The 13,985-nt window shown below is 40.2% G+C and carries 5 protein-coding genes; all 5 read right to left on the bottom strand.

Going from position 1 to position 13,985, the window contains the following annotated elements:
* Positions 1-112: 112 nt before the first annotated feature.
* The 5 genes from KK060_RS02735 to KK060_RS02715 all read right to left on the bottom strand — a co-directional run bounded on the left by KK060_RS02735 (position 113) and on the right by KK060_RS02715 (position 13,893).
* Positions 113-1,459 (bottom strand): hypothetical protein, encoded by a 1,347-nt coding sequence (locus tag KK060_RS02735; RefSeq protein WP_254151935.1) that lies wholly within the window; start codon positions 1,457-1,459, stop codon positions 113-115.
* Between the two features lie 29 nt (positions 1,460-1,488).
* The gene (locus KK060_RS02730) at positions 1,489-3,084 is read right to left on the bottom strand and encodes a RagB/SusD family nutrient uptake outer membrane protein (RefSeq protein ID WP_254151933.1); all 1,596 of its coding nucleotides are present in this window, start codon (positions 3,082-3,084) and stop codon (positions 1,489-1,491) included.
* An 11-nt stretch (positions 3,085-3,095) separates the two neighbouring features.
* A complete protein-coding gene (locus KK060_RS02725; RefSeq protein WP_254151931.1) occupies positions 3,096-6,167 on the bottom strand; it encodes a SusC/RagA family TonB-linked outer membrane protein in 3,072 nt (1,023 codons plus the stop codon).
* Between the two features lie 35 nt (positions 6,168-6,202).
* A complete protein-coding gene (locus KK060_RS02720; protein ID WP_254151930.1) occupies positions 6,203-9,034 on the bottom strand; it encodes a TIM-barrel domain-containing protein in 2,832 nt (943 codons plus the stop codon).
* A gap of 755 nt (positions 9,035-9,789) precedes the next feature.
* Entirely contained in the window at positions 9,790-13,893 is a 4,104-nt protein-coding gene (locus tag KK060_RS02715) for a hybrid sensor histidine kinase/response regulator transcription factor (RefSeq protein WP_254151928.1), read from the bottom strand.
* Between the last annotated feature and the right edge of the window lie 92 nt (positions 13,894-13,985).

Raw genomic sequence — 13,985 nt, 5'->3', positions numbered from 1 at the left:
ATACACTTAACATTTAGAAAGATTTGAAATTAAAATGTAATCACAATTGTGATTAAGAGGAATATACTAAAAAAAGAAAGAGCCAACTTTTGACTCTTTCTTTTTTTTATTTTCAGCGCTGAACAAAATGGAATACCATGTATTCATCTTTTGCAGGATCTCTTTTACCAAACCAGATTCCCGTGACCACATCATTTACTTCATTGCGTTCAACTTTAACAATTTTCCATTGGTTTTCCTCGGTAGTAGTTACTGAAACCCAGCCAGCAACAGGTATTGAAGGCATGATATCTTTAAAGGTAATTAAGTTTTTACGCTCATCAATTACATAAGTGCCAGTTTGCGTTGTGCCATTATCCTGCTTTACAATGAATGTTCCATTCGCATCAAATGTGATAGACGCTTCATCAATATTTTGAACATCAGCATCTCCATAGGGAGCCCATCCAGTAGCCATAATATCCGAACGCGTTGACCAGTTATTGAGCATTTTCCCAGAAAGATCAGACCAGTTATAAGGAACTTCAAGATCGAGCTTCCAGGTTTTCGAATGACTTACTGTTAATATATCCCCCTGATTTCCATGATTGAAGTTAGGATCAGGTTTATCTTCAGGAACATAATTCTCTGCATATTCTTTTGAAACATAATTAAGGACATACCACCAAGGTCCTTCGTTATTTGTTCTATATACAGCTATACGCAGCTGATTTCCCGTAAGCTCAAGAATATTAAGGTTTGAAGTCCAATTGCTCGCGTTGGTAATAAATGCTTTAGGACGTATGATGGTAGCATTGGTGGTTGTTAAGGTATGATTGTTGGCATCCAGAAAATAAGTACCACTTTCATTTACACCTTCATTTGGCTTTTTCGTTGTAAGAAAGGGACCACCTGCCAGACTAAAGGTCATTTCGGAGGCCATATCATCTGCTGTCTGTCCGACATCAGCAGGCTCATAATTAATTTGGTAATCACCCCAAAGTTGTTTTCTTGAAGGATCAGCGTATGAAAGCGGTCCGGTTGCAAATCCATATTCACCGTTATCAAGAATCCAGGTCTTCGAATTTCCTACTCCTCCGGAGAGCGCTGTCCATAAAGGATCATTTACATAATTCAAATTATCCTCTGTTACTTTAACTGTAACCGGATCTAATTCTACAATACCACCCCGTGTAACAGCAGAGAATTTAATAACATAATCACCCTTAAAGGCAAAGTGAACCGTGTCTTGAACCCTGTTTGATTTCCCTGTCCCATAATCCCATATCGAAACTGTGCCCGGCGTATTATTTTTCAGGATTACCGTATTTCCACCTGGATCTTTTGCATAGTCCTGCACCACCTCAAAGTCTATTTCCGAGGCTGAGAGCTCACTTCCTAATCCAGGAGCTTCATCTTCGCATGATGTCATTGCGATCACGCCTAAGATTATCAACAATAAGAATTTAATATTTTTCATAACCATTTTTAGTTTGTGATAAACAGGAGTTAGAAACCTTCCCATCCAGGATTTTGATTCATCTTTTTGTTAGAAAGATTAATTTGTGTCTCAGGGATTTTGAATAAACCTTTTGTCTCAGGCCGGAATGTCACTCTTAGTTCTTCTACAGCATCATCTCTATCAATTGCTGCCTTTGCTACATCCATACCTTGACGTAATAAATCCCAATAACGGATTCCTTCCAATGCAAATTCCAATCTTCTTTCTTCCATTATAGAAGCTTTCGTTACTGCTACAGAAGGAGCACTTCCTGCAAAAGCACGATCTCTTACTCTTTGCAAAGGTGTTAAGGCATCTCCCCCTTCTGCAAGACGTAATTCAGCCTGCATTAACAAGACATCTGAAAAACGAATTATAACCCAATCATCAAACCAATCAATCTGATCATTTCCTCCCATGGTTACGACGGTTGGCTGTACTACCTCGGCTCCATCTTTCATAACAAGGTCTGATGTAGGAGCATATTTCTTAGGCGCATATCCAGAATATTGACGCTGGTCACCAGCATCAAACTCCGGAGTTTCTGTTTTAATATCGATAATGGTTGCCGTTCTTCTTGTATCATTTGCATCATAGGCATTCCATAACTCCGGTGTTACAGTACAAAAGCCCCAACCCCCTCCATATGGATAAATGTTTTGATTACGAAGTCCCAGGAATTTCTGCCATCTGTTACCACTGTTAAGGTTCCAGTTGTTAAGACCTTTGAAAGTGTATTTAATTGCAAATACTGTTTCAATATTATCCTCACCAACGTAGTCCTTATCTATCCAGCTTGCAGCCCTCCATAATCTTCTAAATTCGGGAACAAGGTCATGTCCGCTATTATTGACTACATCATCTACATAAGTGAGGATTTGAGCACGTGTTAATACGCCCTCAATATCAGACTTCTCGTAGTAACCGGTGTAATACAGAAACACACGCGCAAGCAAAGATTCAGCTGCCCATTTTGTTACACGTCCATATTCTGTCGAAGGAATTGAGGTAAACGGAGTGGCCGGAAGATTATCAGCTGCAAATTTTAAGTCTTCTGCTATTTGCTTATATACTTGCTCAGGCGTTGCCTGCGGTTGTTCGTATTCTCCTGGCTCCAATGGTGCAGTAATCAATGGTACATTACCAAACATTCGTACCAGGTCGAAATAAAAGAAAGCGCGCAAAAATCTAGCTTCTGATTCATACCTTGTTTTTAATGACTGCTGGCTACCCCACTGAACTTTTTCAAGGTTTGCTAGAATAACATTCGCTCTATAAATCCCACGATAATACTTTGCCCAAGCATTTGCATTAAGGTCGTTCTCAGAGCGAAACCAGTCCCAGTAATTTTGGCCAAAGCCATCACTTTTCCCGGCTCCTCCAAACGTATTATCAGAGGCAATTTCAGAAACCATGAGAATATGACCATAATCGCCCGATTGTAATACATCATATGCTGCTACAAGTCCTTCTAAAGCATCTTGAGGTGTAGCATAAAAAGTTTCTACTGCTTTTTGTGTGAGCGGTTCTCTTTCCAGAAAATCATCACTGCATGACATTGCTGTTACAAGGCTTAATGCAGCAAATATTTTATATGTTTTCATTTTGATATCAATTAAAAGTGAGCATTTAAACCTACCATGAATGTTCTTGGCTGAGGATAATACCCTAAGTCCATACCTGAAGTCATGTTATATCTGTTATTAGTTCTGTCACCAAAACCTACTTCAGGATCCATGCCCTTATATTTGGTAATCGTAAAGAGATTGTTTGCAGAAACATATAATCTTAGTTTCTGCAGCGGAATTTCTCTGAACAACGTTTTGAAATCATACCCGATGTTTATTGTTTTCAATCTGAAGAAAGACGCATCTTGGATATATAACTCTGAAAAATTTGTGTAATTCTTATTAGGTTCATCGCCCAACGTCACACGAGGCGTAGAATTTGAAGTACCTTCACCCAACCACCTGCCAAGAATTTCTTTTGGATAGTTATTATACCAGCGTTCGATGCTTCTTACGCCGAACAGGTTCTGCTGACCACCCATGCCGTAAGTATATACTGAAAGATCAAAACCTTTATAAGATGCATTGAAATTTAGGCCATAAGTGACATTCGGATTAGGATCTCCAATCATCGTCTTGTCAAGATCACTTATAACCCCGTCATTATTTCTATCAACAAACTTAACATCGCCAGGTTTAGCACTTGGTTGAATTAAACTTTCTCCCTTTCTGTAGGACAATACCTCTGCTTCGTTCTGGAAGATACCTGCTACCTGGTAACCCCAGAAGTATCCTACCGGATAGCCTACCTGTGCGCGGTTTATTTCACCTATACCCTGGATCAGATTAGCATCACCATGTATAATGCCTTCACTGTTATTTATTCTTGTTACTTCATTTTTATTGAATGCTGCATTGGCATTTATGCCTAAACGAACTTCTCCTATGGTTGTATTGTAGCCGACCTGCACCTCAACACCTTTGTTTGTAATGGTACCACCATTGATAAAAGGAGGATTTGTTCCAACAATAGCAGGCACTGGCGCCACTAACAACCAGTCTTTTGTTGTTTTTCTGTAATAGTCTAAAGTAACAGAGAACTTCTCAAACAACTCAGCTTCAATTCCAATATCTATTTGTTCCGATGTTTCCCATTTAAGGTCGGGGTTTGCAAGTTTATCAGGAGAAGTACCTAAATACTTGGTGTCGCCACTTCCAAAATAATAATCTCTGTCAATAGAAGAGAGGGTGGCCATGTAGGCAAACTGCTCAATTCTGTCGTTACCATTCTGCCCCCAGCTAGCACGCAGTTTTAACATGTTTAAAGGTCTAATACCTTTCAAGAACTCCTCTTCTGTTAATACCCAACCTGCAGAAACTGAAGGGAATATACCATAGCGATTATTAGGACCGAAGTTAGATGAGCCATCCCTTCTTACTGTTGCACTAAAAAGGTACTTCTCTCGGTAGTTATAATTTACCCTGCCGAATTGTGAGAATAAAGCATACTCGGTGCGTGCACCTGTTGCTGTAACTGTCGTGTCAATGGTTCCGTTATCAAGCCATGCATGATCAAAGTCACTGAAAGTAAGACCTTGTTTAGTGGCATCCATTCTTGTTGTTGTATACTCCTGTGCCGTTACTCCAACTAGCAACTCCAGGTTATGATCCTGAAAAGTTTTTGAATACCTAATTGTATTATCCCAATTCCACCGAACATTTCTGTTCGAACCCTGTGTAGCACTTGAAATGTTATTGTATGTACTAGCAGATAAATTGTAAATCGGATTGAATGATCTACGGTTTTCAAAACCTAGATCTACACCAATATCAGATCTGAAAACTAAACCTTTAACCGGTTGAATCTCGGTGTAGATATTGCCTAACAAACGGTCTTGATAGTTTCTGTTAAAATCCTGATAGTACATGGAAGCAATTGGATTAACTTCATCAGCACTAACTGTTGATTTTCCGAATTCACCATTTGCATCATAAACAGGAAAAAGTGGTGATGTATTAAATAAACCACGAAGCGAGTTATTGTAAATACCTCCTACCCTTAAACCTTGACGGGTAACACTTGAATAAGATAAGTTTTGTCCTATGGTTACTACGTCTTTTATAGCTTTATGATTCGAGTTGATGGTAAAGGTGAAACGTTCGAAATTAGATTTGTTTTGATTACCAGCTAAGATACCTTCCTGCTGGAAGTAAGAAGCGCTTGTTGAAAATACAGAACGCTCATTACCGCCAGAAACAGTAATTGAATGGTTCTGAATGGGAGCGTTTTTGTTTGTTGCTTCGTCAAGCCAATTTGTTCCTTTGCCCATCGCAGCAATCTCTTCACTTGTAAATACTGGATTCTGTCCCGAATTAACATGCGCTTCATTCATTATGGTTGCATATTCGGTAGCGTCTAGCATGTCCAGCTTTTTGTAGAAGTTCTGAATGCCGTAATAACTATCAACTGCGACCTGAATTCCACCGCTCTTACCCTTTTTTGTTGTGATTAATACTACGCCATTTGCAGCGCGGGCACCATATATCGCAGCAGATGCAGCATCTTTAAGGACATCTATTCTTTCAATACTTGCCGGATTCAAGTAAGATATATCGCCTGTAGGAACACCATCAACAACGTATAAAGGATCTGACTCCCCGAGTGTGCCCGTACCACGAACGCGAACCTTCAATGCCTCCCCGGGCTGACCAGATGTAGCACTTATCTGAACGCCAGGAGTTTGGCCCTGAAGTGCCTGTTCAAGGCGAAGACTATTCGTATTTGCTATATCTTCACCTTTTACATTAACAGTAGCCGCCGTTACAACTTTTTTCTCTTGCGTACCATAGCCAACTACAACTACTTCGTTAAGCGTTTGCAAATCCTCTGTCAAAGTAAGATCAACAGTTGTTTGGGTACCTACTGGTACCTCTTCTGTATTATACCCTATAAAAGAGATTACAAGTACTTCTTCAGGAGTAGCACTTATCGAAAAATTTCCTTCAGTATCAGTAGTGGTACCTCGTGTGGTACCCTTTATCAAGATATTTACACCAGGTAGTCCCATACCCGATACATCTTTAATTGTTCCCGATACGAGATGCTCCTGTGCATAACTTGTTATGCACATGAACATCATCACCGCGGAAACAACCAGGTTTCGGTAAAACTTGTTCATACGTGTTAATTTGGGTTTGTTAGTTTATTTTTATTCTATTTCATCGTAATAGTTATCGCCTGACCATTGTAATCAATAGCCTGTTCGGGATGCACATCGAAGTTCATCCCTACAGGCTTATTGATATCAACCCAAACAATTTTTAATTTTCTGGCAGAAAGCATTCCTTTAAAAGATCCCTTTCTATCACCTATCTGCAATGCCTTTGTCTTATCGTCGTAGTGCATAGGTATCGTTGAATACGAACCATCTTCGTAGTTATAGTTGACACCTTCATCTTCATACAAGGTGAAGTCACCATCTTTTCCGGTGTATACAAAAATGGTAAGCGCATCGGCCGGCTTTTCATTTGTATACTGCAACGCAGGGCCTGTTGGTATTATTGATCCTGCTCTTACATACACTGGCATTTTATCCAAAGGAGCATCAGCTTTTACCTTCTCGCCTCCTTTAAAGTATTTTCCGGTATAAAGGTCGTACCATCCTGCATCGGCTGGCAAATACACTTCACGACTTCTTGCTTTGAACTTATAAACAGGGTTCACTAAAAATGCAGGACCAAACATGTATTGATCGCCGATGTTCACTACATTTTCATCAGCGGGAAAATCCATTACAAGACCGCGCATTATTGTATAGTCATTATGATATGCATGACCCGCCAGTGAATAGAGGTAAGGCAGAAGTCTGTAACGCAGCTTGTTGTAAGACACCATGCTGTTATAAACTTCATGACCTTCTGGTGCTATGTTGTAGATCTCACGGAATGGATACTGGCCGTGCGAACGGAATACAGGGCAGAACGCACCAAACTGGAACCACCTGTTATTAAGTTCGCGCCACTCGTTAAGCGTCTCTCCTTTCGCGTTGTAATATCTTGTTTCAACAGCAAAGCCACCGATATCCATTGTCCAGTAAGGAATGCCTGACAAGGAGAAGTTGATGCCTGTTGCTATCTGATCTTTAAAGTCGCTCCAGCGGGAAACAATGTCTCCGCTCCAGGTAGTGGCACCGTAGCGTTGCTGACCTGCATAGGCAGAACGTGTCAAGATGAAGACTCTTTTATCAGGACTTGACTGACGTTGGCCTTCATACACAGCTTTTGAATTCAACAACGAGTATGCATTGAAGTATTTTACACCTGGGCCCATAGCTGTTGGCGTCATGTTCAACTTTCGCTCTTCAATAGAGATGTTTGAGTGCATGTCAGGCTCTGTAGCATCGAGCCACCAGGCATCTACTCCTAGACTATTGAGTTTAGTATCGATCTGTTTCCAAAAAAGTTTTCCTGCTTCAGGGTTGAAGGGATCGTAAAATGTGTTTTCGTAACCAATACCCACCCAATCTTTTCTTTTCATTTCGATATTACGCGTGAAAAGAAATCCTTTCTCATTCAATTCGTCATAGTGCTTTGTTCCCTTATTGAACTTCGGCCATACTGAAATCATCAGATTAGCATGAAGATCGTTGTGAAGGGTGTTGATCATTCCCTGCGGATCAGGGAAACGTGAGGCATCAAACTCATGAGATCCCCATTCCGGATCCTTCCAATACTGCCAGTCGAGCACGATGTTATCGAGAGGAATATTTCGCTTTCTGTATTCTTTCACAACATCCAACATCTCCTGCTGGGTTTTATAGCGCTCGCGACTTTGCCAGAAGCCCATAGCCCATGAAGGAATGATAGGTGCTTTACCAGTAAGTTTTCTGTAACCGCTGATTACACCATCAGCATTGTCTGCTTTAATAAAGTAATAGTTGATTTCGTCTCCTACTTCTGATGTAAGCGTGATCTTTGATTGCTGTTCGGGAGAGAACGGATCGAGGTGCTTTACAGCAATGTAACCACCCTCACCATTCCATTCGATTTTCAGCTTATGCTTCTCTCCTTTTTTAAGATCAACATTAAACTTGTCTGTCCATGGATTCCAGTTCTGGCGCCACTTATCAATAATCAATTTTCCATCAACCCACAGCTTGGTATAACCTGAAGCGTAAACAAGAAACTTGTGTATGCCTTCAATCTCAGAAGAGAAAGATCCTTCCCAAATCACTTTACCTTTCTGTGCTACATCTTTAGGGAAATTATCAACCTGAGGAGTTTCGAGAAATTCGTATGTGATATTATCTTCAGTAGCACTCTTAACCACTTTATTTCCTACGTAATAATCTGCTGTAAGACCACCAGCCTTTTCGTTGCGATCGAATAACTGAAGTGATGACAACGGCTGATAAGGGCGTGGATCACCAAAATGAGAAATGGAATAATTATCCCACAGTAGCCCGTAATTTTTATTGGAATACAGAAAGGGAACAATATCAATAATGTTGTGCTGGGTAAGCTCAACGTCTTCTCCTTTGTAATTTATCTGACCATTCTGGTGACCACCAAGACCATAGAGGGCTTCGTCATCAGGCGATTCAAAGATTTGTGTTATCTCAAATCCTTTAACACCTTCTATCTTCAATGAATCCAGCTTCTTACCTCCACCTTTTTGCTCCTGAAAGATTACGTTTCCTGAGGCATCTTTAAAAACCACCTCACCTGTTTCAAAAGTTACTTCTGCTTTCAGGTTTTTAGTGGCTATAATGGCTTTGCCATTTTCATCCGTCACTTTAAAATCACTGAATTTAGGTTGCGGAAGTACCATGAGGCTTGTATCAGTGCTGAAGGCATCAGCAGCGGTGGCAGTAACCTTAATAATATTATCTGCTACTACCTGCAGTTTTACCTGTTTAACATTGCCCTGAGCGTTTGAAGGAAACACTACAAGCCCATCATCTAACTTTTTATAAGCCTTGTTTTTGTCTGAGGCACATCCAAAAAGAAGTGCGGCGAAAATTAACGTAAGTAGAATCTGTTTCATCTTGGTTTAGAAGCGATTGTTCGAAATCGGTTGCGATAAAGGTATGGGCGAGCGGGTTTAAACGAGGGTATCAATTTGTCTGATCGTGCTCCTGCAATCGTCTCCGGAGGGTATCAAAATGTTGCAAAGAGGGTAATGTTTTGGCTACAAAATCTTTTCTTATTCAACAAAAAAGGCATTTCTAAGAAACGGGAGATTTTCAAGAATAAAGGGGGTATAATGGTGCCATTAAGCCATACATCGGTAACATTCTCTGTGAATACCGGTTCAAGTTTTCTTCGGTAGCAGTTTTTTCCAAAACAGAATTAACGTATTGCCTAGCAATAGAATAGCATTAGAATGCCTTAGAAATGCCTCCTGGGTGCCTGCGGTGAGGTTGGGTCAGGAGCATTTTGACCGAAGAATACCAGGGGTTAACCGTAGGCACTTCCCAGGCACTCTAATGGGTTACTAATGGCTGATTGGGGCTAAATGCTTGTGTCCGGCGCCAGAATCCGGTATATGTAGGAATCCCAGCACCAGGTACAGGAAATCTATTTTAAACATCAAATCAGATTGTCAAAAAATAGGCAATGGAAAGGGCAATAACCGCATACATAACAAACTCAATAAAGAGCATCATTCGAATGGATCTTCTGGCTTTTTTAGACATCACGATTTTTAAAGCGGTGCAAATCTAAAAGTATCAGCCCAGTGAAAAGGTTATTCAAATTGCTCGTAGATAGGTAGCATTTGTCTTTTCGGCCAGTTTTACCTTATTTTTTTGCTTTAGATGCATATACCGAAGGCAAAACTTTGTACTCCTCCTTAAAGTATCGCGCAAAGTACTTTGGATTGTTAAATCCTACTTTGTAAGCAATTTCGGCCACCGTTAGCTGACTCTTCTTTAAAAGCTGCGCCGCCTGTTGCAAGCGAATCATTCTTATAAACTCCAACGGTGTTTTTCCTGTAAGCGACATTACCTTTTTATAGAAATGGGCTCGGCTAATACCCAGCTCATGGCTGAGGTCTTCAACCGAAAAATCAGGATCGGCAATATGATCTTCAACACATTTCACCGCTTTTTGAATAAACTTCTCGTCCAGCGAGGTAATCTTAAGCTCTGATGCTTTTACATGAAGCTGTGACGGGAAAGCCCGATGTAACTTCTCTCTTTTGGCTATCAGGTTTCTGATTCGTGAAACAAGAATCTCGAAATTGAAAGGTTTGGTAATGTAATCATCTGCACCGCTTTCGAAGCCCTCCAGCTTTTGCTCTTCGCTCGACCGGGCTGTAAGCAGAATAACAGGTGTATGTGAAACGCGCTGATCTGCCTTTATCTTGCGGCAAAGTTCTATCCCGTTCATCTCCGGCATCATAATATCGCTAACAATAAGGTCAGGCAACGTATCGAGTACTTGCTTCCAACCATCGTTACCATTTTTTGCTTCAACAATTCTGTAGTCTGCTTTAAGATTATCTTTCAGATAAAACCTGAAATCTTCGCTATCTTCTACAAGAAGAATAACAGGTTTTTTAGAATCAAGTGCGTCATCGCTTATAAGTATTTGTTTCAAATCTTCATTTGCAATTTCTTCCGGATGGTGGAGTACTTCCGTTACAGGAATTGTAACTGTAAAACAAGTTCCTTTTCCTAACTCGCTTTTAACATCAATTGTACCGCCATGTATCTTTACAAACTCTTTTGTAATACTGAGACCAATACCACTTCCCTGATTTACCATTGTTTTTGGCAATTCATTTTGGAAGAAACGGTCGAATATCTTATCCAGCTTATCTTCTTCTATTCCTATTCCTGTATCCTGAACTTTTATTTCAAGTGTTTTACCGGATTGATTTTCCTTTACTTCTGCAATCACCGATACACTGCCATGTTCTGGTGTAAACTTGAACGCATTGGAGAGTAGATTAAAAAGTACCTTCTCCAGCTTATCCTGATCAAATAATGTTTCCAGTGAGGGAACAGATGTGACAAAAGAAAGCTTGATGTCTTTTTTCTCTGAGAGATCAGAAAATGAGTAGACCGTTTCTTCGATAAACTTAATGATGTCTCCTTCAGAGGAATTGAGTTTCATCTCCTGAACCTCCAGCTTGCGGAAGTCGAGCAACTGGTTAACCAGGTTTAAGAGGCGCTTAGCATTGCGCTGTATCAACTGGTACTGCTGAAGTTGTTCCGGTTCCTTCGCTTGCCTTATCATCTTCTCAAGCGGTGTGAGTATCAGTGTTAGCGGTGTTCTAAATTCATGACTTACATTTGTGAAGAACCGTATCTTCATCAAATCTAGCTCGTGCATACGGATAGCCTCTTTACGCTCCTGCTCACGATCAAACTTAAGGCGTTCACCTTTTTGTATCAGCTTTCGGGTGATCAGCAACGCACTAATAATGGCAAGGGTATAAAGAACAAAGGCGGTTCTCGTTTTCCAGAAAGGAGGAAGCACATTAATTCTCACACTAACACCTTCTTTATTCCAGATGCCGTCGTTGTTAGAAGCTTTTACTACAAATGTATATGCTCCGGGATTGAGGTTAGTAAAAGTTACTTTCCTTGACTTAGAATCGGCTTCCAGCCATTGCGTATGAAATCCCTTAAGGATGTATTCGTATTTATTCTTTTCTGGATTAAAGAAATTAAGACCAGTGAACTCAATAGAAAATACGTTTTGTCCTGGTGGTAATGTTATTTCCTGAATATCGGTAATGGAAACAGGCAGCAACACGTTTCCATTAATCTTCTCCCCTACCTTTATGCTTCTGTTATAAACCTGGAAATCGGATAAGATAACCTTTGGCGGATTTTTATTCACACCAAACTTTGCGGGATCAAATATATTAAAACCATTTGCGCCCCCAAATATCAATTCGCCGTTACTGGTTTTAAATGCTGCGTTCTCGTTAAACTGTTTACCCTGTAAACCATCGGCCTCATCATAATTTCTGAATTGAAACTTCGTAGTATCACTCTCTGTTACATTGATAATGCGCGATAATCCATTGGACGTGCTAACCCACACGCTACCGTAATCATCCTCTAGAATGGTGAGGACAGTATTATGTGGTAGTCCCTGCTTTTCCCTGAAGGCGCCGAAGGTCTTTGTCTTTTTATCAAACAGGTTTAAGCCATTACGCGTTGCTACCCAAATTCTTCCCTCCTTGTCTTCTTTAATATCAAAAACATTGTTATCTGTTAGGCTTCCTTGGGATGCAGGATTGCGTGCATAATGAAAAAACCTTCCGCTAGCGCGCTCAAGCATATCGATGCCATCTGATGTACCAAACCACAGGTTACCATCTCTGTCTTCGCTGATTGATGCAATGTAGTTGGATTGAACGGAGTTAACATCATCTTTGCGGTAATGCGAAAACGTATTGGTAGCCCTGTCGTATAAGTTTAAGCCTCCATGTATGGTACCGATCCAGATACGGTTGCGTGAATCTTCAAAAATCTCCCATATATTCTGATCCGAAATACTCTCAGGGTTAGAAGGATCATGTTTGTAATGAATAAACTTCTTTCCATCATAAACATTTAACCCACCGTAGTATGTACCAATCCATAATTTTTTCTGATGATCCATGCAGAGACTTACAATAACGTTACTGCTAATGCTATTGGGATCATTGGGATCGTGAAGAAATTGCCTGTAAGTATTTCTTTTTCGATCGAAGTATATGAGCCCTCCGCCATTCGTGCCTATCCATAGGTTACCATGCTCGTCTTCTGCAAATCGATTAACATCACCATAAGGAAGGCCGGTAGTTGATAAGGGATAGTGTTTGAATAAAGGAAAACGGATTAAATTTTCATGATAATAGCTGATGCCCTTCTTGAAAGTTCCTAACCAAATTATGCCTTCATTATCGCGATATATTGTATTGACGCTGTTTTGTGAAATGCTGCGGTCATCTTCAGGATGGTTAAGAACATAACTAACGGAAAATGTTTCTCTGTTGATAATATTTACGCCACCATGATCGGTACTTAACCACATTGATCCGTCAGGTCCTTCTACAATACCGCTTACAAAATTTGAAGTTAATTTTCCTTCACGGGAAGTTTGTTGAAAATGACGGTACTCGTTACTGTGAGGGTTAAAAAAATATAGGCCTTGAGGATCGTCTCTTATGTAAATCCATAAACCGCCCTTGCTATCAGCCAACAGCTGATAGTCATATATCTTATTTTTATTCAGCTTATTTAAAAAATCGTTTCTGAACGTTACTTGCAGGTCCTGCTCGTGCAATTGTATTTTTTCAAGTATTCCGTTCTTATGAATGATCCAATGTGAGTTGTCTCCTGTTTTTGCATAAGCAGAAACAGAATCGGTACTAATGGATTTCGAATTTTTGCCATGCCTGAAAAAGGATGTTGTTTGATCTGTCGCATTATACCTTGCTAACCCTGCCTCATAGGAAAACCAGATATTTTTATTTCCGTCAGTGAATACATTTGTTATTATCCCCTCAGGCAACTGGTATTTCTGGTAGAACGTTGTAAGATCGGTGCTAAAAGATTCTGAATTGGGATCAAAGATATTCAAGCCCGCCGCTGTAAAGACCCCTATTTCACCCTTCGGCATTTCGAAGAGACTGGTTATAGAGTTATTACTAATAGACGTTGTATTTTGCGGATCGTTGAGATAATTTTTTATGGAATAGCCGTCAAACCGGTTAAGACCGAAGAATGTACCTATCCATAGGAATCCCTTCTTGTCTTTTAAAAAGCATGTGACCTGGTTATGCGACAGGCCATCGTCAACATCGAGCTGCCTGAATTGATAGTGTGCCGTTTGCGCAATTACCGTGTTTGCGGCAACAATGCAATAGATGAACAACCAAAATAAAAATCTTGCTATCATTCCTGTTTCACTCCAAGGTATACTTCTTTCACTCACATAAATAAAAAAAGAATCCCTTAAAACGAAGGATTCTTTCTCTCATTGTATGATAT

This window comes from Chryseosolibacter indicum, assembly GCF_018598585.1.
In the GTDB taxonomy this organism is placed as follows: domain Bacteria; phylum Bacteroidota; class Bacteroidia; order Cytophagales; family Cyclobacteriaceae; genus Chryseosolibacter; species Chryseosolibacter indicus.
Note: the sequence above shows the minus strand (reverse complement) of the source record. Positions and strands in the feature narration are given on the sequence as shown.

Excerpts from the sequence above, each read along its gene's own strand:
- KK060_RS02735 (WP_254151935.1), bottom strand. The coding sequence starts at position 1,459 with ATGAAAAATATTAAATTCTTATTGTTGATAATCTTAGGCGTGATCGCA.
- KK060_RS02730 (WP_254151933.1), bottom strand. The coding sequence starts at position 3,084 with ATGAAAACATATAAAATATTTGCTGCATTAAGCCTTGTAACAGCAATG.
- KK060_RS02725 (WP_254151931.1), bottom strand. The coding sequence starts at position 6,167 with ATGAACAAGTTTTACCGAAACCTGGTTGTTTCCGCGGTGATGATGTTC.
- KK060_RS02720 (WP_254151930.1), bottom strand. The coding sequence starts at position 9,034 with ATGAAACAGATTCTACTTACGTTAATTTTCGCCGCACTTCTTTTTGGA.
- KK060_RS02715 (WP_254151928.1), bottom strand. The coding sequence starts at position 13,893 with ATGATAGCAAGATTTTTATTTTGGTTGTTCATCTATTGCATTGTTGCC.